Genomic DNA, 22,783 nt, shown 5'->3' with positions numbered 1-22,783 from the left:
TTATTATTTCTATATATTTAACGTTTTTGTTTCAAGTGAGTTTTAATTAATACCGATAGTTTTTTTAGTAAAAAAGCCCTCTTAAAATAAGAAAGCTTTTATATTTTCATAGCAATAGTTCCCTTTCGATATGCAGATTAAGAATTAATAGTATTATACTTACGTATCTTTATACCAACTGGTTTTAAAATTAAGAACAAATATGAAAAAACTGATAGAAACATTTTACACAGCACTTGATCAATCTGATGGTTCAACAATGATTTCTTGTTATCATGATGATATTGTTTTTGAAGATCCTGCATTCGGTATTTTAAAAGGTGAACGTGCTAAAGCCATGTGGTTAATGCTTTGCGCTTCTCAAAATAACCGTGAATTTAAGGTGGAGTATTCTAATATCACAGCTAATGAACAGAAAGGTTCTGCTCATTGGGAAGCGTACTATACATTTAGTAAAACAGGAAGGCCAGTTCATAATATTATTGATGCCACTTTTGAGTTCAAAGATGGGTTAATTATTAAGCATACTGACGAATTCAATCTTCATAAATGGGCTAAACAAGCTATTGGAGTAAAGGGTATTTTCTTTGGAGGGATGCAGTTCTTTAAAAATAAATTACAGACCCAAACCAATGCCGTTTTAGATAAATTTATTGCAGAACAATAAGCCGTATAACATCTATACGGCTTCTACTCTAAATAAAATAAACATTCTGCTTAATCTTCCAAATGCCCTAATGATGTAGAAGCTAATGTACTATTAAAAGTTGGAGCTATATTTCCACCTGCTGAAACGTTAGAAAAATCTAATATACGACCACTATCGTTTCCTGCTTCGGCAATATATACCATTTTATTTTCGGCGTCGTAAGCTACATCAACCGATCTTCCTAATAACGTTCCAGACTCAGAAACTCGAACTTGATTTCCTGCCACAGCCATTGTTTCTCCGTTTGCCACAGCGTTAAATTTATTGGTAAAGACTTTTATTATATGGAATTCACCGTCATCTTACCCATTAGAAGCTTCACCAATAGCCGTCGTAACTAAAGTATCTGTATCATCATCATAAGTAATACCATTTGAATTGTTAGAAGCATATACAGTTAGTTTTGTAATTGTCGCCTCCATCGTTATTATCGTCATCATGTCTACAAGATGTTACACTGATCTTTAGTACTAATAATTAAGCGAAAATTGAATTGATTTTTTTGTTAATCATAATACTCATTTTTTGTGGTTAATTGTTTGCATAGATACATACAAAAAAATTAGTCTTTGGTTTAAAAAAAATAGTGATACAAAACCAAAATACCATTTAAGACACTGATAAACAAAACACTTACACTATAAAATAAATTAATTTTTACACTTTAAACTATAGGAATTTCATGAAAAATGATAAAAAAAGCTATCCAATAAAATGGATAGCTTCTGAGGCAATGTTTCTTTTTAGGGACTTGGAGTTTACTTTATGTTTCATTGCATTATAAATACTTCAATTCTTATGCCAAAATTTAAATTGTTTGAGTTTAGCTGTATGCTTTTACCTTACCTTCAACACCTTGAAAAAATGCTTTCATATGTTTTAAATCTGCTTCAATATTATCAGTAGGATAAAAAGGCTCTGAGATTTTGTTCTGTCTATTCTTAAAATCTAGGGTAAACATGATGATAGGTACTTTGGCTTTTTTAGCAATGTAATAGAACCCTGTTTTCCAATTCTCTACTTTTTTTCTTGTGCCTTCAGGTGCTAAAGTTAAACGAAATTCATCGGCTTCATCAAAGAGTTTAGCGATAGATTCAACTTTATTTTGACCAGAGGTTCTGTCTAATGCTCGTCCGCCTATGGCTCTAAAATAATAACCAAATGGCCAGACAAACAATTCTTTTTTTCCTACAAAATTGGTTTTAACGTTGGTGACTTTTCGAAGTAAAACACCGATATAAAAGTCGTGCCAACTGGTATGTGGTACTGCAATGATAACGGATTTCTTTACCGTGTCTTTTGAAAAATTAGTATTGCCTGCAATTTTCCAGCCTAACAACTTAAAATATATAAATTTTGCTAACCAGCGCATGTTACATTTTTTTATATAACTCTTGAAGCTTTTGTCTGGTTATAATGGTTTTCCAGTTTTTACCAATTGCATTTTCCCATAATGGCTCTAAACTTAAAGCTACATCTATCATGGTATCAAACTGATCTTGTTCTAAATTTGCACAAATACCTTGAGGCAATTGAATATTATGCTTCGCTTTCATCTGTTTAAAAATAGCAACACCTTCTGGATAATATTCTTCTAAATGATCGAAAACAATACAATTACCAACACCATGTTTTATTCCTAAAAGATATCCCAAACCATAACTCATTGCATGTGCAACACCAACCTGAGAGTACGCAATACTCATGCCGCCGTGCCACGATGCCATCATTAATTTATCTTGAGATTCCTCTTTAGATAAGGTATCTTCTAAAAATATTTCCTTACAAAGTTCATATGCTTTTTCGCCATAGCTTTCACTAAACGCATTTAAATAGGTACCTGTTAGAGACTCTACACAGTGCACAAAACAATCCATACCAGTATAAAACCATTGATCTTTTGGTACGTCTTTAGTTAATTCCGGATCTAATATAACCTGATCAAAAGGTGTGTAATCACTATTGATACCTAATTTACGAACAGGTCCTGTTAAAATAGTAGTCCTAGAAACCTCTGCACCAGTACCAGAAATGGTAGGAATACCAACGTGATATATGGCTGGATGTTTTATTAAGTCCCAACCCTGATAATCTTTAGATTCACCTTTATTTGTTAGCATAAGAGATACGGCTTTAGCGATATCTAAAACGGTACCACCACCTATACCTATAATACCCGAAGGAAGCTCACTATATTCTAAAATAATATCTTCCACTAACTGGTCAATTTGATCAGTTCTTGGCTCTTCTTTAGTTGGTACATATATAATTTTATCCTTGTACGATAAGGTAATTCGGGACGTTAACCAATGATTGCCTTTAAAGACATCATCAACATAAAATATAAACGGTGCATTACGGCCTTTGCGTTTTGTATCGAGGATTTCATCGAGTTGATTAAAACTTCCTCGTCCAAAAACAACTCTGGACACCATTGGATAATTTTTGAATATCATTTACTTTATATCTTTAACAAAAATAACAACTTAGTTTATAATTAGTGACTATTTAGATGAAATTGTAATTTTTCATTAAACAGTCCAACATGGTAGCCATCTACCAACGCATGATTGACACTTACAGCAACCTGCATTTCTTTTTTAGTTCCTAAATCTTCCATTTTACTAAAAGCTAATTTAGGCACAGAATCTTTACCGCCTTTAAAAGGTTCTTTATGACCTGTAAAACCAACCCAAGGCAAGGATGAACAATGCACACAATCGAGTCCGGCTACTGGTGGAAATAAATCATTAGAATTAAAAATTCTTTCTTTTTCTCTTAAAAAATGAGCTTGAAATTTTAAAATATCTTCATCATAATTAATAAACGAAAAACCAAAAGTTTTATTCGGCCTTAATATCGTTGCAGAGGCATGAATGGTATTGAATTCCACCACTTCATTTGATGCATTTATTCTATACCTAAAATTTTCGATATCATTGATTGCGCACATGGTTGCATGCAGATACTTTACAAAAAATGACACTTCATTAGAACGCGAAAATTCATAAGCTTTTGTAACATCGACCTTAAAAGTGACACCGAAATAAGGGTCTACAAAGGTGTTAAAAAACTCAAAATGAGCTTGTCTATTCCAGGTATGTTTATCGAGTATTTTCAAATTACGAATTAAAAAAATCTAAAATTTCAGTTAGACATTCTATGGTTTTATAGTCAGAACCATTGGCTTCTTTTTTAGTCACGGTTTCGTGTTGCCAAGTTGTATGAAAGGGCACATGTATGGCTTGTGCACCTATCTTTACCAATGGTAGAATATCTGATTTTAATGAGTTTCCGATCATTAAAAATGAATCTGGTTTAATTTCTAATCGTTTTAACAATTGTGTATAATTACTTTCGTGTTTTTCACTCAACACTTCGATATGATGAAAATATTTTAGTAATCCCGATTTTTCTAATTTACGTTCTTGATCTAATAAATCGCCTTTTGTCGCCACAATTAATTTGTAATCTTTAGACAATACCTTTAACACATCTTCTACTCCATCTAATAGTTCTATTGGCTTATTAATCATATCCTTACCAATATCTAATATTTTAGAAATAATTGTATTGGAAACAGTGCCGTTAGACAATGTTATAGCCAATTCAATCATGGATAAAATAAACCCTTTTACACCATAACCGTAGGTAGGAAGATTTACAATCTCCATTTTAAACAGCTCTTGGTCTATTTTATTTGGAGTTTCGTAATGCGATAACAATTGCCCTACGCTTTCTTCAGCCTCTCTAAAATAGGTTTCATTAACCCACAATGTATCATCGGCATCGAAGCCTATAACTTTTATGTTACTATAATCTACTTCCACAACCGTTTTGCTTTTTCTAAATCTTCTGGTGTATCTATCTCAACGCCTTGTATTTTGGTTTCTACCATTTTAATACGTTTTCCATATTCTAAATATCGAATACATTCAATTTTTTCAGAGGCTTCTAAAAATTGCATTGGTAACACCGCAAAATCTAATAACGCTTCTTTTCTAAAAGCGTAAATGCCTTTATGTTTAAAGTAACGTGCACCTGCATTTTTATCTCTCGGAAAAGGAATTGGGCTTCGTGAAAAATACAAAGCAAAATTTTGTTGATCGACAATAACTTTTACGGTGTTTGGATTGTTGATTTCTTCCAAATCATCTATCTCAACCATAAGAGATGCTAAATCAATCTCTTTAGCGTCATCATCTTTAAAAACTTCTATGACTTTCGCTAAACTTTCACGTTCTGTAAACGGCTCATCTCCTTGTACATTGATTACAATATCACAATCTATATGGGCTACAGCTTCTGCTATACGGTCGCTTCCAGACTCGTGTTCTTTAATGCTCATAATGGCTTTCCCTCCATTATTTACAATCTCATTAAAAATAATTTCACTATCAGTTACCACATAAACATCACTAAATAACTGTGCAGCCACTGTGGCTTCATAAGTTCTTAGAATAACAGATTTACCTGCTAAATTTTCCATCAATTTACCGGGAAATCGAGAAGCACTGTAACGTGCAGGAATCATGGATATAATTTTCATCTATATGATTTGTATAATGAATTCATTCAATTTCAAAAATAAGGTTTATAAGATGATTTTGGTCAATTTGACCGCAACTTTTTATAGAGTTTATAAACGAGATAAAATATACCTAAAACGCAAACAAAAGCAAGAATTGGTAAAAATATAGATACAATAGACATTACCACAGAGGTTCCTGTTTCAATGGTTGAAACCACAGGATTACCAAAGCCGGCTGTAGAGACCGTTGTGCCTAAACGTGTAGCACTAGCAGAACTCTTTACTGCTGCCGCAGTGCCACCACCAGCGATAATGGCTAATGCCCAAGTAATTACAGGGCTTAAATCTGCAACGGTAGACACCATAACTGCAGTGCCTGCAATAGTAGCCAAAGGTATGGCTATGGTATCTAAGGCATTATCTACTACAGGAATGTAATAGGCTGTAATTTCTACTAAAGTTGCTATTCCTAAGGTTACGAGAGCGACATTGCTACCAATCCATTGCCAAGATGCATTGAGTTCCCAGACGCCAAAATACGCAGCTAAACTTAATGCAAACAGCGGTAAAAAAACTCTAAACCCAACAGAAGCGGAAAGTCCGATACCTAAAAAAATACTTAGAATTGTGTCTGACATCATTGCTCTATTTTAATCTTTCTCTACAAACATTTCATCTTTAAAACCGATGAGATATAATTTTTCTTTTGCTCTTGTAATAGCCGTATACAACCAACGAATATAATCTTTGTCCATACCATTTGGTAAATACGGTTGTTCTACAAAAATAGTATTCCATTGTCCACCTTGTGATTTATGACACGTAATGGCGTAAGAAAACTTTACCTGTAATGCATTAAAGAATTTATTATTCTTAACGCCTAAAAAACGTTTATATTTAGAAGTCTCGTCCGCGTAGTCTTTTAAGACTTCTTGATACAGTCTATTAGACTCTTCATAACTTAGTGAAGCACTTTCTACCTCAATAGTATCTAAGAGTAATACGGTTTCAAAAGGTTTCATATTAGGGTAATCGACCATTCTTAATTTCACTTCAGCAAACCTAAAACCGTACAATTCCTTTATGCTAAAAATCTCTAAGACTTCAACAATATCACCATTAGCAATAAACCCAGCTTCACTAGTTGGCTTTAACCAAAAATAATTATTCTTTACGACCATCAGATAATCTCCCGAAGACAATTCTGACTCATTAAATAGAATCCGTTGTCTAATTTGCTGATTATAAGCATTTGCACGTTTATTACTTCTTACAATGATTGCTGTTTCCTCATAACCATTAGCACTGTAGGCATCGTTAATGGCATCCATAATTTCGTAACCATCAATTAAACGGACGCTGTCTGAAAACCCATGTACATTAAACTTAAAACTTTCATAAAACTTAGATTTTAAAACAGCCCTAAGCTCTGTAGCGTTACTTAAAATCCCTGAATCTTGTTCTTGTCGTACCACTTCATCTAATTCAATTCCTACGACATCTTTATTATAATTTAAGCTTAATCTATTTTCATCTAAAGCCGGACTCAGATCTGATTTAACAGGTGGTAACTGTGCTTTATCTCCAATTAACAACAATTTACATTCGTGGCCAGAATATACATATCTCATCAAATCATCTAACAACGAGCTACTATCAATAGATTTAGAATCTGGTGGAGTATCTGAAATCATAGAAGCTTCATCTACTATAAATATAGTATTGCGATGTTTATTAGGTTGCATAACAAAATTTACTCCACCTCCTCTATCCTTTTTAGGGAAATAGATCTTTTTATGAATAGTAAACGCTTCTTTTTTGGAGTAATTGGAAATAACCTTAGCAGCTCTTCCTGTTGGAGCTAATAAAACAGCACTTTTTTTAGCTTGCCATAAGTTAGAAACTATCGTTCCGATTATACTTGTTTTTCCGGTTCCAGCATATCCTTTTAATAGGTATATTGAATTTTTATTACCATCAAAAATAAATTGAGATAATTGCATAAGCACCATATCTTGCTTAGAAGTTGGTGCAAATGGAAATTTGGATTTTATTAGCGAATAGAATGCAGAAGCATTAGAAATCATATAGTAAATAAATATAAAGCAAGATAGTATTATTCTGTATTTTTAAAGCGCATATCTTAATTAGTTCTATATTTTTATTAATTTTATTTTAGATAGTTTTAACGAACAAAAAAAAATTGTAGATTTGCGATAGACCTAATAAATAAAAACTAAATATGAAAGTAATTATAGCAATTGTAGTTATTATACTCTTAACCATCGGAATTGTTTGGTTAATTGACAAATTTGTACCAAAAAAAATAAAACCTGTAATAAACATTTTACTTTGGGGCTTAATTATTTTATTAGGATATATGACCTATATGTCTGTATATAGAGAGATTGAATTTAACCAATTAAAAGAAAAACGTTTTGCCATTGTTATTGACCGTTTAATAGACATTAGAGATGCACAATTAGCATACAAAGATGTAAACGGTACCTACACTGATAGTTTTGATAAATTAATTGATTTTGTAGAAAACGGTAAAGTGCCAATTACACAAAGACGTGACACACTTGTATTAGATGAAGAGCGTACAAAATTATTTGGTGGTGTAGAAACAATGAAAACCATTACGTTAATTGACACCTTAAGTTATTACTCTGTTAAAGATTCATTATTTAACAATAGTGATCGCTACAAAACCATGATGAATGTAGGTGTTGGTAAAGAAGGTGCTAAGTTTACACTTAAAGCTGGTAAATTAGACGAATTTGAAGTCTTTGAAGCAAGTGTTGAAAAATCGGTAATATTAGATGACCAAGAGCCTTATTTAGTAGAAAAAGAAAACCAAGTAGTATCTGTAGATGGTGTAAATGGACCAACTTTAAAAGTAGGATCTATGACTGAAGTTTACACAAAAGGAAACTGGCCAAAAAGCTACACAAATAAAGAATAGTTTGAAAATAAATGATATTAAAGAACTGTCCATTCAAATTAGTTTGAATGGGCTTTCTTTTTGCATTCTAAATAAAACTCAAAATACCATTGAGTTCCTTAAAACACTTCCTTTTGAACATAAAACAACACCGATTGAACTTCTCAATAATTTAAAATTAGAGCTAAGTAGTACTATTGTTTTTTCTGAAGATTTTGATGCTGTAATTGTAATTCATCAAAACGAATTATCTACGCTAATACCAAAGGAATTATATAACTCTGAATATAAAGCTGATTATTTAAAGTTTAATTCTAAAATACTCCGAAACGACTTTATCTCTGAAGATGATATTGAGATTAATAAAAGTGTTAATATTTACGTACCTTATGTAAATATTAATAATTACATATTTGAAACCTTTGGAGAGTTTGTATATAAACACGCCTCAAGCGTTCTAATAAATTCTCATCTACAGCATGTAGAAACCAAAGAGACACCTATAGTTTATATTAATATTAATAAAAATACAGTTGAAGTCTTAGTCGTTGATAAAAATAAATTACAGCTCTTTAATGTATTTGAATACTTTAGTAAAGAAGATTTTATTTACTACATTTTGTTTGTCTACGAACAATTACAACTCGATGTAGAAACGACAGCTATTGAAGTCACGGGTGCTATTGAAAGGGATGACGAGTTATATAACACCCTTTACACCTATATCAGACACGTTTCATTAATTGATAAACGTTATAAGTTTTCGATAGCTAATACTATAAACAAGTATCAGTTGCATAAACATTTTTTAATCTTAAATTCATTTTAATGCGAATAATATCCGGATTATTTAAAGGTAGACGTATTACCGCTCCTAAAAAATTACCTGTAAGACCAACAACAGATATGGCTAAGGAAGCGCTATTTAACATCTTAAATAACCAATATTATTTTGATGATATCTCAGTACTAGACTTGTTCTCTGGCACAGGAAATATAAGTTACGAATTTGCATCTAGAGGCACAGAACATATTACAGCAGTAGACGACAACTATGGTTGTATTAAGTTTATAAACGAAACGGCAGAAGCTTTTGAGATGACAATTAGCACTGTAAAAAGTGATGTGTTTAAATTTCTAGAAAAATCTAAGCAAAAGCATACTATTATATTTGCCGATCCACCATACGATTTTGATACTGAAGCATTTTCAAAAATTCCAGAATTAGTATTTGAAAACCAATTATTGGAGGACGAAGGCCTTTTAATAGTTGAGCATTCTAAGCACACTGATTTAAGCACATTAAAACAATACTCACATTCTAAAAGCTATGGCGGTAATATGTTTAGCTTTTTTGATTATTCAGATTAAAACTAATACAACATAAAACACATTATAAAAACAAAGCTTCATGGTGTACATGAAGCTTGTTTGTTTTAGTAAATCTATAAGCCGAATTCTGTACACTTTCCTTAAAAAAGAAAATGCCCTTATCATTTATCTATGTTTACTGTTACCAGCAAACTTTAGCTGTCTACCCTCTAACAATCGCGCGTGCACGCTCAAACGTTAGTATACATGACATTGCACCACATAGAGTTTACCTGGTTTCACTACAGCATGACCTGTACATTCTTTCTGTTGCACTTTTCCTCACCTTACGATGGATGGCTGTTAACCACTATGATTGCACTATGGTGTTCGGACTTTCCTACCCTAAATTACTTTAGAATCGATAAGGCGATCTACTAAGCGCAAAAGTACACAAATTGTTAATAACTCATATTAAATTTTAAGACTAACAATCGCGTATTTATAGGTTATTCTTAAATTTGTAATTCAGTAATTTTTCAATGGAACACTTTGTCGTATCGGCTCGTAAATACAGACCACAAACCTTTAAGGATGTTGTGGGTCAGCAAGCTATTACCAATACTTTACTTAATGCCATTGAAAACAATCATTTAGCACAAGCCTTATTATTTACAGGACCACGAGGAGTTGGTAAAACAACTTGCGCACGTATTTTGGCCAAAATGATTAATAGTGATGGCAATACTAGTGAAGATGAAGATTTTGCTTTCAATATTTTTGAACTCGATGCGGCCTCTAACAACTCGGTAGATGATATTAGAAGTTTAACCGACCAAGTTAGAATTCCGCCACAAGTTGGAAAATACAAAGTGTATATTATTGATGAGGTACACATGTTATCTCAATCCGCTTTTAATGCTTTTTTAAAGACTTTAGAAGAACCACCAAAACACTGTATTTTCATTTTAGCTACAACCGAAAAGCACAAAATTATACCAACTATATTATCGCGTTGTCAGATTTTTGACTTTAAGCGTATTACGGTTTCTGACGCTAAAGAATACTTAAAATATATAGCCGAAGAACAAGGTATTAATGCCGAAGACGATGCCCTTCATATCATTGCTCAAAAAGCAGACGGTGCTATGCGAGATGCTTTATCCATTTTTGACCGTGTGGTGAGTTTTTCTGGTAAAAATTTAACGCGACAAGCGGTTACCGAAAATTTAAATGTCCTTGATTACGAAACCTATTTTGCAAGTACAGATTTAATCTTAGAGAATAAGATTCCTGATTTACTGGTACAATTTAATAGCATTATATCTAAAGGTTTTGATGGTCATCATTATATTGCAGGTTTAGCTTCCCATTTTAGAGACTTAATGGTTTGTAAAAATCCAGCGACTATTCCATTGCTAGAAGTTGGTGAAGAGACCAGTTTAAAATACATGGATCAGTCTAAGAAAACAACACATAGTTTTCTAATGGAAGGGATTCGATTAGCTAATGAATGCGACTTAAAATATAAGACCAGTAAGAATCAACGATTACTCGTTGAACTAACACTTATGCAACTTGCCTCTATCACTTTTGATGGAGAAAAAAAAAACTCTAAGCACTTCATAATTCCTCCGTCGTATTTTAAAGCACGAGGTATTGCACCTGTTTCTGTTACAAAACCAAAAGTTGAAACCGTTAAAAAGGAAGAAAAGTCTATAGCAAACGATAAACAAAACATTTTTAAAGCTACTGCTAATGTGGTTAATGAGCCTATAAGCATTCCTAAAATATCCATTAATCAACCTAAGAAATCAACATCGGGATTATCTTTAAGAAGTATTAGAGAAAAGAAGGAACATCAATTACGTCAAATGGAAGTGGTTATTGATGAAGACAACCTCCCTACAGAACCCGTTACACAAGAAGCTTTAACTGAAGCCTGGAAAGCATACACACAAAAAATGGATGCAAAAGGAGAAAAAATTATGGCTTCTATCTTACAAATGGACCAACCCACACTAAAAGATGGCACTACCATTTGTTTAACTTATTCAAACAACACCAATAAAATAGAATTAGAACGTGCAGAGTTTCCTTTAATGACCTTTCTAAAGAAAACACTACTAAATTACGATCTTAAACTAGACATTACTGTAAATGAGGAAGTGGCAAAAAAATACGCCTTCACACCTCAAGAAAAATACGAAAAACTAAAAGAGAAAAATCCTAATATTGAAGTATTACGAAAAATGTTTGGGTTAGATATTTAAAAGTGAAAGGCTACTTTTTTATAAAGTCGATATTATGAAAAAATTCATACCTTTAATTGTAATAATAACAAGCGTTTTACTGATGTTAGCCAACTTTATTTTTGAGGAGCATTACGATCAAGGATTTTGGTTTTCAATATTATCTAGTGTCTTAATCATCATTGCAATGGTTTTAACCCTAAGAGAACATCAAAAACACAAATAAGCAGCTTGTTTTAAAATATTAAACAACATGAAACATTTACTTGCCATAGTAACACTTTGTATTATAGCGTTAATGAGCTGTGAAGGTCGAAAAACACAACAGCAAGCATTATCTGAAAGTATTGAAGAATTCAAAAAAACAGTGTCTTTTGAAAAGCGTGTCTATATACCTGAATCCTATATGGAACAAGAAGTTGACACCCTTATGAGCAATGGATTTAGAGTAAAAATTAAAACATATGCAGACATGACTAATGCTGTGCATTTTTCAAAAATTAAAGACACTATTAACTACCAGACGTATTATAGAAATTTCAAATTTGACATTAGCGTGACTAAAGACAAACAAGAAATTTACAACGAAAGTTTTGATAAGCAGAAAGCTAACAAAGTCTTTAATTTTAATACTAATATAATCGCTGATTCAGATTTATATCAATTTAGTACGTTAGCGGTTTTAAAATCCATTCAGGTTAACGATGATCTGGCTTATACAGACAGAGTCGCTATAGATATTTTATATAGCATTCCTGAAACTGATAAATTAGTATCACATACGTTGTTTATAGATAAAAATGGAAAGTCGAATATTATTCAAGTTGAAGTAAATTAATTATGTTAGGACTAAAATTACCAACCGATCCAAGATGGGTAAATATTGTAGAAAAGAATATTGAAGATATATTAACCGATCATGCCTATTGTGAGCAAAAAGCCGCAAGTACCGCCATATCATTAATTGTAGGATTCCCTGAATACACAGAACTTGTACAAGAAATGATTGAACTCGTCAATGAAGAAATGAGCCATTTTAAAATGGTGCACGATAGAATTTTAGAAAACGGCTGGACACTTGGTAGAGATCGAAAGGATGAGTATGTACTTGCACTCTTAAAATTCTTTCCAAAAGGTGGCAGTAGAACAACACAGTTAGTTCATAGACTCTTATATGCAGCACTGATTGAGGCTCGAAGCTGCGAACGTTTTAGATTACTATCTGAAGAACTAGAGGATAAAAAATTAGCAAAATTTTACCGTAAACTTATGATTAGCGAAGCTGGTCATTACACTATGTTTTTAAACTTCGCAAGGAAATATGGAGACCGACAAGAAGTGGATCAGAAATGGGAAGCACTGCTTGATTTTGAAGCTGATATCATGAAAAACTTAGGAAACAAAGAAACGATTCATGGGTAATAATATAATCAAATGATATTTAATTTCAATTAGATTATAACAGCTATAAAACCCAATAAAAAAAAGCCTCAACAAAAGTTAAGGCTTTTTTATTTATATAAATTAACGTTGTGTTCTATAGCTTAATTCCAAAACCAAATTGAATGACATGGTTTTTAGCTTCTACGTCAGTAACATCCTCTTCAAGAATATTTGTAATACCGTAATAATACCGAGCATCTAAAAACAATTCATCTGTAATCATATATTCTAGGCCTGCAACACCCGAAAAAGCAAATGTTGAAAAGGCATCTTCATACTCCCATGTTTTTAAAGCAATTTGAGGACCAACACCTAATAATAAATCATCTGATATAGCGAATCTAAGCAGAATTGGTAGTTTTAAATAGTCAGCTCTCAGGTTTCTTTCTTCTGCTCCTTCTGCAGACCATTGTAATTCCGTAAGTAAAGATAAATTATCTGATAAACTAAAATCAACAAAACCAGCAAAAGCAAAGCCATTTCTGTGTTTATTTTCAAAATCAGCGTCTGGATCAAAGTCTACATTAGAGACATTTAACGCACCTCTAACACCATATAAAATATCTTGGGACATTGCTACAGATGTAAAAGCAACTAATAATAAGGCAACTACGTATTTTTTCATAATTAATTAGATTTGAGACTACGAATATATATTAAATAATAAATCCCTATAAATTAATAGGTCTAGATAGAAAAAAATCGGATAAATGGATTAAAATTTCTAAAAACTAAACTTCAATACTAGAAACTGTTTCGTAATACATACTTTTTATTATACCATCTGAAAGTCCTATTTTAGGTACATAAATATCTTTTGCACCACTCCACTTCATTGCAGATAAGTATATTCTGGTGGCTGGAATAATCACATCAGCCCTATCCTGATTTAGGTTTAATTTTGTAATGCGCTCTTCGTAAGAATAATTTTGAAGCATTTTATAATAGCTAGTGAGATAAAAATAGGTTAATGGTTTACCCACATTTTTACCAGAGATTTTAAAAATCTTATTGATATTACCACCAGATCCGATTAACTCTATTTTATCGTATTGTTTGGTGTTTTCTTTAATCCAATGTTCTACTTGTTGCCATGTTTCGCTTTTTACAATATCATTTAATAATCTTACCGTTCCTATTTTAAATGATCTCGATATTTTCTTATCACCATTGTGTATAATAGAAAACTCAGTACTCCCACCACCAACATCTACATAAAGGTATGTTCTGTTTGGGTTTATAAATGATTGTAAATCGGTTGCCGCGATTATAGCCGCTTCTTCTTCGCCATCAATAGTTTCAATATTTATACCGCAAGTTTCAAATATTTTCTCAGATAAAGGTACGCTGTTACTAGCTTCCCTCATTGCAGATGTAGCACAAGCTTTATATCTAGATACTCCATGCGATTTTATGATGAGACTAAACGCTTTCATGGTATCTAACATACGTTCTTGGTTATATTCCGATATTTCCCCTTTTAAAAACACATCAGCTCCAAGTCTAATGGGCACACGTACTAATGAGTTTTTTTTAAATATTGTAGGTTCATCATCTTGTTCTATAATATTAGAAATTAACAACCTTACAGCATTAGATCCAATATCGATAGCCGCAAATTTCTGTATCTTCAGCATAATTATCTTTCTAATTTATTTAAGTAATATTTATATGTATCAAATTGCGCTCTTACTTTAGGCTTATCATTTCTTTTGTAAGAATTGTCTTGATGTTCATTTATAATACGCGCTTTTACATTATCGTTCCAACAAATATCATATAAATGTTGTAATTCATTTTTAATATCTTCATCATAAATAGGACAACTGACTTCTACCCTATTATCGATGTTCCGTGTCATCCAATCTGCAGAGGAAATATAAATTTTAGGATTGTCGTTATTAGAGAAAATATAAAGCCTAGTATGTTCTAAAAACTTATCTATAATACTAATAACTTCAATGTTTTCACTCATACCTTTAATGCCTGGAACCAGACAACAAAGTCCTCTAACAATCATCTGAATTTTCACACCAGCTCTACTCGCTTCATATAATTTATCTATCATTTTATAGCTACTAATGCTATTCATTTTTAGTTTAATATAAGCGGGTTTACCATTTTGAGCACATTCTATTTCCTTGTCTATTAAATTAAACAACTTGGTTCTGGTATAGTGTGGTGAGGTAATAATATGTTTGTATCTGTTAATTTTATAATTGACTTCAAAAAAATCGAAGACCTTATTAATTTCTTTTAAGATTTTAGAATTTGCGGTCATTAAAGTAAAATCCGTATAAACTTTGGCTGTAGATTCATTAAAGTTTCCTGTACTAATAAAACCGTATCTCACCAATTTATCTTGTTCTTCGCGTTCAATAACACACATTTTACAATGCACTTTTAAACCTGTTACACCAAAGAACATTTTAATACCTTCATCTTGCATTTGCTCGGCATAATTGATATTAGCAGCTTCATCAAAACGTGCTCTAAGCTCAATAGAAACCGTTACTTTTTTACCATTTTTAGCAGCATTTATTAAAGAACTGGCCACATGAGATATTTGAGCCAACCTATAAATTGTGATTTTTATAGTTTTAACCTGAGGATCTAATGCCGCTTCTCTTAAAAACTTAACGATGTACGAGAAAGTATGATAAGGAGTATAAACCATATAATCCTTTTGGGCAATAGTTTTAAAAATACTCTCTTCTAAGCTCAATCCTTTTACCGGAAGTGGTTTAATCTTATCGTAGAGTAAATCGGTTCTACCCAAACTTGGAAAATTCATGTAATCTCTTCGATTGTGATATCTTCCACCAGGAATAATACTCTCTTTTTTATCGATAGACATATGTTTTAAAAGAAAACTTAATGTGTCTTCATTGATGTTCATATCATAAACAAATCGCACTGGCTGTCCACTTTGTCTATCCTTAACACTTTCTGACAGTTTATCGATAAAACTTTTACTTAAATCACTATCGAAATCTAACTCTCCATCTCTAGTAATCTTAATCATGTGCGCACTGATACTATCGTATTTAAAGATATTAAATATGTCATCTAAGCAATATCTTAAAATATCATCAACCATAATGATATAGTTAGCCTCATCGATGCTAGGCAATACCACAAAGCGATCCATGGTAGAAGAAATTTCTATTAAAGCCACCTGATCTTTTCCTTCTAAATTGGTCATCTTTACCGTTAAATAGGCGGAAATATCCATAAGTTCTGGCAAAGCCACATCTTCATTTAGCATTATAACCACTAACGCTGGACTCAGTTCTTGATAGAAATAGTTTTTAATAAAATCGTGATGAATCCCTTTAATTTCGGTCTCGTTAATAACATGAATATTTTCTCGTCCAAGCTCTAAATCTATCTCTTCTAAAATCTCTAAACTATAACTTTGTTGGGCGATAACAATTTGTGTAATTTCTTCTAATAAATCACCTGCTTTGATGCCTCCTAATTCCGATTTTCCACCTTTTCCAGCTTCGTAAATACGCTTTACTGTTGCATATCTAACCTTAAAAAATTCATCTAAATTGTTAGAAAATATACCTAAAAAACGAAGTCTTTCAATCAGTGGTACATCTTTATCTGCAGCTTCTTGCAATACACGCTCATTAAATTTTAACCAGCTTAATTCCCTGTTAATATAAATGTTTTTGTCTTTTGTCATTCTTTTAAATCCTTTGGGATAATTATAAATTCTGTTCTTCCTTTTTCAAGGTCTTTCCAATCTTCAATATTAAAGATTAGCTTTACTAAACCGCTTGTAGGAAGATTATCTATAAATGTATCCCCAAATATATTAGAAATTGACGTGAATGCATGATTGTGACCAAAAATCATAACCTTATTTAATTCATTTGGTAATGATTTCATAAAGTTAATGACGTTTCTACCATCGAAATCGTATAAATCCTCAACTATGGTAATGTTGTCCTCCGAAATGCCTAAGGAGTTAGTAAAAATTTTACAGGTACTTAGCGCTCTTTTTGCTGGACTGGAAAAAACCACATGAGAAATATCCTCTTTCATTGCAAGCGCTTTAGCCACCAAATTAGAGTCTTCCCTACCTCGATCCTTTAAAGGCCTGTCATAGTCCGGTACATCGTACTTCCACGAGGATTTACCATGTCTAATAAGTAAAATTTCTTTCATAAATTATCGATAAAATACGTTTTTTTTCGACAAAAGGTTGCATATGTCCGTTTTGACGATTATATTGCCGCTTCAACTTGAATATTTGATTATCAGTTAAGTTATAAGTTATTTTGCTATGTAAAATTAATGTAAAACGCCCCAAATAAAAAATATATTAATAAATCCATTTTTGGTAGTAAAGTATCAAAATCCCTCCCTCTAAATATTTGAATTATTCAATTAAACAAACATAATTTTTGTTTAATAAGTGATTGATGTATTTCATCAATAAAAAAAAAACATCGCTAAGCGAACATAAAATTTGTTAATCAATTTTAAATATGAAAATAATTTTACCTAGTATGTGTTTTACGTCAGGATTTTCATCATCAAGTAAGTTAAGCAATAAGCTGTCCGCTGACCGTTGTGCTATTGCTGACTACAACTTAGCAACAGCGTGTTTAACTCTATCACTAACCAATACAACGGAAGCTAAAAGTTATCTGTATCATTATGATAACTATAATTACAAACATTTACAGCCTTATATTTTTCAGACCTTTTCAAACTATATAACTCAAAATCATATTTTAAAGCAATCATAACCTGATTTACTTAAAAAAGCTTAAGATGAAACATTTATACAATCCCAAATCGAAAACACCTAGAACGTCTCTTATGAGATTGGTGTTTATCATGACGTTAGTTCTGATTAATTTTTATTCTTTTGGTCAAGTTTTAATTCCAAATAATAAAGCGCTGAAGACAAAGCAAGTCCCATCTGAAGATTTCAGTTCTACAAACGCACCATTTTTACTTCATAAAGCTTCTAATTATACTAGTTTGCAAAAAGCGAATATTGGAGAAGCAGATACACCTTTTGGTTGTAGTAATGGTTTTGGTTATATATTAACTAATGCCAGTAGCTCTAACGGTAATGTTACAGGTTTATATGCTTTTGATTTATCAACGAATTCTCTTTCAGTTATTAAAGATCCAATTATAGATGAGACCACAACGTCTCAGTTTATAAATGGACTTGGGTATAACATTGTAGACAATTACTTATATGGGTTATTACAAGGAAGCAATAACATTGTAAAAATTGACAGCAATGGTGATATCGAATTGTTACCCGTTACAGGTTTAATTGGTAATAATTATCCTTCTGGTGATATTGACCAAAATGGTATCTTATACTTATATGGCCAAGGAAGATTCGTCGCAATAGATTTAAACCCAACAAGTCCTGATTATTTAGTAGCAAACGTTGTGCTACAACAATCCGTTGGTATTAATGATATGGCTTTTAGTCCGGTTGATAACAACATATACATGTTAACCAGTACAGGTGCAAGAGCATTATATAAATTTGATACATCAACGAATACCGTTAGTAACCTAGGACAGGTTGCCGGATTAGAATCTGAGGCTACCAATTCTTTCGGAACCGCATATATGGACTCTTTAGGAAATATGTATGTTGCCAATAATGTATCTGGAAACACCTATAAAATAAATACACCTCATTTAGGAGGATTAACAGCAACGTTTTACAGTAATTTACCAGGTGTTAGCCCTGGAGACGGTGCACGTTGTCCTTCGCAAGCAACTAAGCCAATGGCTATTGCAGATAGTGTATGTATTACGTCGGATATTACTGAAACGACTTTAAATGTTGCAGGTAATGATTCTGAAGGTACATATCCTATTGATATAACATCTGTTGAACTTATTGATCCTAATACATATTTACCTTCAAATTCAGTAACCATTGCTGGTCAAGGTACTTTTACGCTTGGAACAAATGGTGAAGTTACGTTTGAAGCCTTGCCTGGATTCTCAGGAACTTCAATAGAATATACAATTGCAGATAATTTTGGATACACCTCTAATCCTGGTGTTATTTCTATTAATCTTAATAATACTGAAGCACCAATTGGTTCTGCTACTCAAGAGTTTTGTGAAAATGAAAATGCGACAGTGGCCGACCTACAAGTATCTGGTGAAAATATTATCTGGTATGCAAGTGAAAACAGTGATAACCCAATTGACTTAGATACTATTTTGGATAATGGTGAAACGTACTACGCCTCACAAACAAATGCTGAAGGCTGTGAAAGTATCGATAGATTCGCGGTTACAGTGGAATTTAGTAATGAAATAGAATTAGTTGCGCCAGAAGAAACAAGTTGTACAGTAGAGCACGGTACAGTTTATACCATTGAAGCTACTTTTACTGGTACAGCTCCTTTTTCAGCTACAGGCGATGGACAATCAGGAACATTTACAGATAACAATGATGGTACTACCACTTGGGTTTCGGGTCCGATTGAAAGTGTTGTAGAAACTTATAATATTACAATTCAAGATAAATGTGGCTCAATTGATTTAACAGGTGCTTCTCCTGCAGAATGCTTAAACACACCTTTTAACTGTGATGATGGCTTTGCTTATATCATTATTAACGAAAGAGATAAAGACAACAATTTTATTTCTGGATTATACTCTTATAATTTAGCTACACATGCTCAAACTTTAATTAAAGCACCTTTAATTGAAGATCCTTCTCAATCTCAGTTTGTTAATGGTATTGGGTACAATACCTTAGACAATAATATCTACGGAATTCAACAAAACACAAATAATATTGTAAAAATAGATGCTTCTGGTAATGTAGAGTATCTTCCTATCGTTGGTCCTTTTACTATTGGTGATTATAGTTCTGGTGATATCAACGATGATGGAATTCTATTCTTATATGGTGAAGATAAATTTGTTGCTATTGATTTAAACCCATCGAGTCCAGCCTATTTAACATCAACAACCTTATTAAGTTTCAATGTTACCATTAATGATATTGTAGTGAGTCCTATAGATGGTAACATTTACATGGTAACAAGTACTACAAACAGAAAATTATTACGTTTTAATACTGGAAATAATACGATTGATGATCTTGGAGTTGTCACTGGTTTAGGTTCAGAAACGACTAACGCATTCGGAACAGCTTACATGGATGCATTAGGTAACATGTACATAGCAAACAACAGTTCTGGAACTATTTACAGAATTGCATTGCCACATACTGGAAATTTAAATGCCACAATTCATGGAGAATTAATTGACATAAACCCAGGTGATGGAGCACGTTGTCCTTCACAATTAATCATTCCAATGGCAGATGATGATTCTATTTGTGCAACTTCTGATGACATCGATACAGCTATTGAAATTAATGTTTTAGATAATGATTCTGCAGGAACCTACGATATTGATATTACAGGAGTTCAATTTATTGACCCAGTATCATCTGCAGCAACCACTACTGTTACCATTCCTGGTCAAGGTACATTTACTGTAAGTACTTCAGGTGTTGTTACATTTGAAGCGGTACCAGAATTCACAGGAACATCAGTAGAATATATTATTACAGATATAATCGGCACACCATCAATGCCTGCTACCATTACAGTGAGCCTAAATACCACAGCAGCTCCTACCGGAAATACTAATCAAGAATTTTGTGCTTCTAGTATGCCTACCGTTGCCGACTTAACCGCAACTGGAGATACTATTCTTTGGTATGCTAGTGCAACCGAAACAGAAGCTTTAGACCCAACGGAAAATTTAATTGACGGAAACACCTATTACGCGACTCAAACCTCAGCTGAAGGTTGTGAAAGCTTAGATCGTTTAGCAGTAACTGTTACATTAAATGCAGATATATCTTTAGAAATAGAAGAGGAAACAATTTGTTCTGAGGATAACACAACATATACTATTGTTGCAACCTTTTCGGGAACTGCACCATTTACAGCTATTGGAATTGGTCAGCCTGGTACGTGGGTAGCTAATAATGATGGCACTTATACTTGGACCTCTGATGCTATTTCAGCCAACGAACCTTACAGTGTTGATATTCAAGATGCTAATTCTTGTAACACTATTACACTTTCAGGCGAAGCCGCAATATGCTGTGAATTTATAGTAAGCTGTCCAACGTTTTCAAATACTACTCTGACATGTTATAGTGAACTACCATCTCAAATAACCTATTCTATAGATGAATTTGAAACATTAGGTAATGGTGATGGCATGATAGGAGATAATGCATGTGGCATTGTTGAAATTACAGCGCAGAACAGTCCAGATCAGAATACATGTAATCAAAATGTTACCAGAACATATACAATTATATCTTATGAAGATACCAATGGGAACGGCGTCCGTGACACAAATGAAACCACAATTTTAAATAGTGTAGAGTGTTACCAGTCAATTTTTATAAATGATGATATTGCTCCAACATTCACTGTCCCAGATGATATTACAGTAGAATGTGATTATGATTCTTCCAACTTATTTATTACAGGTTACGTAGATGATGAAGCTGATAATTGCTCTATTGATCTTAAAGCTACCTTTGCAGATACAATTACAGAAGGTGCATGTTCTGGTTCTTATGTTATTTCTAGAGCATGGTCTTTATCTGATGATTGTGACAACACAATAACAAAAGTACAAACGATAACAGTACAAGATACGACTGCACCGACTTTTACTAGTCCTGCAGATATTACTGTCGAATGTGGTATAGATGTTACTGATTTATCAATCACAGGAGATGTTACTGATGAAGTAGATAATTGTGCTGTGGATCTTGAAGCAACATACACGGATAGTGTTGAAGATGGTAGTTGTCCTGGTGCTTCTGTGATTACGAGAACGTGGACGTTAAATGATGGCTGTGATAATACTACAACACACATACAAACCATTACAATTCAAGATACAACTGCTCCAACCTTCACTGGTCCTGCAGATATCACCCTTGAATGTGATGTTGATATTACAGACGTATCAATTACAGGAGATGTTACTGATGAAGCGGATAATTGCGCTGTAGGTCTTGAGGCAACGTATACAGATAGTATTGAAGACGGAACTTGCCCTGGAGCCTCTGTAATCACAAGAACTTGGACATTAGCCGATGATTGCGATAATACTACAACTCACGTACAAACCATTACAATTCAAGATACAACTGCACCAACCTTCACAGGACCTGCTGATATCACTTTAGAATGTGATGAAGATATTTCAGACATCAACATTACGGGAGATGTTACAGACGAAGCAGATAATTGCGCTGTTGATCTTAATGCTACGTACACTGATAGTATTGAAGACGGTAGTTGTTCTGGTGCTTCTGTGATTACAAGAACATGGTCTTTAACAGATGATTGCGATAACATTACGACATATATTCAAACAATCACCGTGCAAGACACTACAGCGCCGACATTCTCAGTCCCTGCAGATATCACTATAGAATGTGATGAAGATATTTCAGACATCACCATAACAGGAGATGTTACAGACGAGGCTGACAATTGTACAACGGACTTAGAAGCGACTTATTCTGA

Annotated in this window: 23 protein-coding genes and 1 other RNA gene; 10 read left to right on the top strand and 14 right to left on the bottom strand. The window is 32.9% G+C overall.

The window, feature by feature from the left end; translation table 11 throughout:
* Window positions 1-202 precede the first annotated feature (202 nt).
* Complete coding sequence (locus C8N41_RS11625) at window positions 203-667, top strand: nuclear transport factor 2 family protein (protein WP_092447319.1); 465 nt, start codon at window positions 203-205, stop codon at window positions 665-667.
* 50 nt (window positions 668-717) lie between these two features.
* On the opposite strand, the gene C8N41_RS11620 is transcribed toward C8N41_RS11625, so the two are convergent.
* From C8N41_RS11620 to C8N41_RS11585, 9 genes are all read right to left on the bottom strand, one after another.
* Window positions 718-960, bottom strand: coding sequence for a hypothetical protein (locus tag C8N41_RS11620; RefSeq protein WP_147298960.1), 243 nt, complete (start codon window positions 958-960; stop codon window positions 718-720).
* 51 nt (window positions 961-1,011) lie between these two features.
* Window positions 1,012-1,149: a hypothetical protein gene (locus tag C8N41_RS16980; protein WP_157724110.1), complete on the bottom strand. Its 138-nt coding sequence runs from the start codon at window positions 1,147-1,149 to the stop codon at window positions 1,012-1,014.
* Between the two features lie 383 nt (window positions 1,150-1,532).
* Window positions 1,533-2,081 carry a 1-acyl-sn-glycerol-3-phosphate acyltransferase gene (locus C8N41_RS11615; RefSeq protein ID WP_092447317.1) on the bottom strand — a complete coding sequence of 183 codons (549 nt, stop codon included), beginning with the start codon at window positions 2,079-2,081 and terminating at the stop codon, window positions 1,533-1,535.
* 1 nt (window position 2,082) lies between these two features.
* Window positions 2,083-3,165, bottom strand: coding sequence for an iron-containing alcohol dehydrogenase family protein (locus C8N41_RS11610; RefSeq protein WP_170137118.1), 1,083 nt, complete (start codon window positions 3,163-3,165; stop codon window positions 2,083-2,085).
* A 41-nt stretch (window positions 3,166-3,206) separates the two neighbouring features.
* Entirely contained in the window at window positions 3,207-3,830 is a 624-nt protein-coding gene (locus C8N41_RS11605) for a CatA-like O-acetyltransferase (RefSeq protein ID WP_115839369.1), read from the bottom strand.
* Window position 3,831: 1 nt separating this feature from the next.
* The gene (locus C8N41_RS11600; RefSeq protein ID WP_115839368.1) at window positions 3,832-4,539 is read right to left on the bottom strand and encodes an HAD family hydrolase; all 708 of its coding nucleotides are present in this window, start codon (window positions 4,537-4,539) and stop codon (window positions 3,832-3,834) included.
* A complete protein-coding gene (gene kdsB / locus C8N41_RS11595) occupies window positions 4,530-5,258 on the bottom strand; it encodes a 3-deoxy-manno-octulosonate cytidylyltransferase (RefSeq protein WP_115839367.1) in 729 nt (242 codons plus the stop codon). The genes C8N41_RS11600 and kdsB overlap by 10 nt, the downstream gene beginning before the upstream one ends.
* A gap of 62 nt (window positions 5,259-5,320) precedes the next feature.
* Window positions 5,321-5,881 (bottom strand): DUF4126 domain-containing protein, encoded by a 561-nt coding sequence (locus tag C8N41_RS11590; protein ID WP_092447313.1) that lies wholly within the window; start codon window positions 5,879-5,881, stop codon window positions 5,321-5,323.
* 9 nt (window positions 5,882-5,890) lie between these two features.
* Window positions 5,891-7,327 carry an ATP-dependent DNA helicase gene (locus C8N41_RS11585; RefSeq protein WP_115839366.1) on the bottom strand — a complete coding sequence of 479 codons (1,437 nt, stop codon included), beginning with the start codon at window positions 7,325-7,327 and terminating at the stop codon, window positions 5,891-5,893.
* Window positions 7,328-7,482: 155 nt separating this feature from the next.
* Here C8N41_RS11585 and C8N41_RS11580 point away from each other — a divergent pair, with 155 nt between their 5' ends.
* From C8N41_RS11580 to rsmD, 3 genes are read left to right on the top strand one after another with little or no spacing between them, the layout of a single operon-like run.
* Window positions 7,483-8,208 (top strand): hypothetical protein, encoded by a 726-nt coding sequence (locus tag C8N41_RS11580; protein WP_092447311.1) that lies wholly within the window; start codon window positions 7,483-7,485, stop codon window positions 8,206-8,208.
* Window position 8,209: 1 nt separating this feature from the next.
* Window positions 8,210-9,016 (top strand): DUF3822 family protein, encoded by an 807-nt coding sequence (locus C8N41_RS11575; RefSeq protein ID WP_115839365.1) that lies wholly within the window; start codon window positions 8,210-8,212, stop codon window positions 9,014-9,016.
* Window positions 9,016-9,558 carry a 16S rRNA (guanine(966)-N(2))-methyltransferase RsmD gene (rsmD, locus tag C8N41_RS11570; protein ID WP_092447309.1) on the top strand — a complete coding sequence of 181 codons (543 nt, stop codon included), beginning with the start codon at window positions 9,016-9,018 and terminating at the stop codon, window positions 9,556-9,558. The genes C8N41_RS11575 and rsmD overlap by 1 nt, the downstream gene beginning before the upstream one ends.
* A gap of 61 nt (window positions 9,559-9,619) precedes the next feature.
* On the opposite strand, the gene rnpB is transcribed toward rsmD, so the two are convergent.
* An RNA gene (gene rnpB / locus C8N41_RS11565) (RNase P RNA component class A) lies at window positions 9,620-9,939 on the bottom strand.
* Between the two features lie 101 nt (window positions 9,940-10,040).
* Here rnpB and dnaX point away from each other — a divergent pair.
* The 4 genes from dnaX to miaE are packed head-to-tail and all read left to right on the top strand — an operon-like array spanning window position 10,041 to window position 13,172.
* Window positions 10,041-11,771 (top strand): DNA polymerase III subunit gamma/tau, encoded by a 1,731-nt coding sequence (dnaX, locus tag C8N41_RS11560; RefSeq protein WP_092447308.1) that lies wholly within the window; start codon window positions 10,041-10,043, stop codon window positions 11,769-11,771.
* A gap of 34 nt (window positions 11,772-11,805) precedes the next feature.
* Window positions 11,806-11,976 carry a hypothetical protein gene (locus tag C8N41_RS16975; RefSeq protein WP_157724108.1) on the top strand — a complete coding sequence of 57 codons (171 nt, stop codon included), beginning with the start codon at window positions 11,806-11,808 and terminating at the stop codon, window positions 11,974-11,976.
* A gap of 27 nt (window positions 11,977-12,003) precedes the next feature.
* Complete coding sequence (locus C8N41_RS11555; protein WP_147298959.1) at window positions 12,004-12,588, top strand: hypothetical protein; 585 nt, start codon at window positions 12,004-12,006, stop codon at window positions 12,586-12,588.
* Between the two features lie 2 nt (window positions 12,589-12,590).
* Window positions 12,591-13,172 (top strand): tRNA-(ms[2]io[6]A)-hydroxylase, encoded by a 582-nt coding sequence (gene miaE / locus C8N41_RS11550; RefSeq protein WP_092447306.1) that lies wholly within the window; start codon window positions 12,591-12,593, stop codon window positions 13,170-13,172.
* 115 nt (window positions 13,173-13,287) lie between these two features.
* Here miaE and C8N41_RS11545 read toward each other — a convergent pair whose 3' ends face one another.
* From C8N41_RS11545 to C8N41_RS11530, 4 genes are all read right to left on the bottom strand, one after another.
* Window positions 13,288-13,818, bottom strand: a complete 531-nt coding sequence (locus tag C8N41_RS11545) for a porin family protein (protein WP_092447305.1) — start codon at window positions 13,816-13,818, stop codon at window positions 13,288-13,290.
* A gap of 106 nt (window positions 13,819-13,924) precedes the next feature.
* Window positions 13,925-14,830, bottom strand: a complete 906-nt coding sequence (locus C8N41_RS11540) for a Ppx/GppA phosphatase family protein (RefSeq protein ID WP_092447304.1) — start codon at window positions 14,828-14,830, stop codon at window positions 13,925-13,927.
* A 2-nt stretch (window positions 14,831-14,832) separates the two neighbouring features.
* Window positions 14,833-16,887 (bottom strand): polyphosphate kinase 1, encoded by a 2,055-nt coding sequence (ppk1, locus tag C8N41_RS11535; protein ID WP_115839364.1) that lies wholly within the window; start codon window positions 16,885-16,887, stop codon window positions 14,833-14,835.
* On the bottom strand, window positions 16,884-17,372 hold the full coding sequence (locus C8N41_RS11530; protein WP_092447302.1) for a SixA phosphatase family protein: 489 nt from the start codon (window positions 17,370-17,372) through the stop codon (window positions 16,884-16,886). The genes ppk1 and C8N41_RS11530 overlap by 4 nt, the downstream gene beginning before the upstream one ends.
* Before the next feature lie 323 nt (window positions 17,373-17,695).
* Between C8N41_RS11530 and C8N41_RS16820 the strand changes: the two genes are divergently transcribed.
* Both C8N41_RS16820 and C8N41_RS16970 read left to right on the top strand, forming a co-directional pair.
* Window positions 17,696-17,959: a hypothetical protein gene (locus C8N41_RS16820; protein WP_147298958.1), complete on the top strand. Its 264-nt coding sequence runs from the start codon at window positions 17,696-17,698 to the stop codon at window positions 17,957-17,959.
* Between the two features lie 25 nt (window positions 17,960-17,984).
* On the top strand, window positions 17,985-22,783 hold a 4,799-nt coding region (locus C8N41_RS16970; protein WP_170137117.1), incomplete at its 3' end, for a DUF6923 family protein.

The organism is Winogradskyella sediminis (assembly GCF_003387355.1).
GTDB lineage: Bacteria > Bacteroidota > Bacteroidia > Flavobacteriales > Flavobacteriaceae > Winogradskyella > Winogradskyella sediminis.
This window is presented reverse-complemented; position numbering and strand designations above follow the sequence as displayed.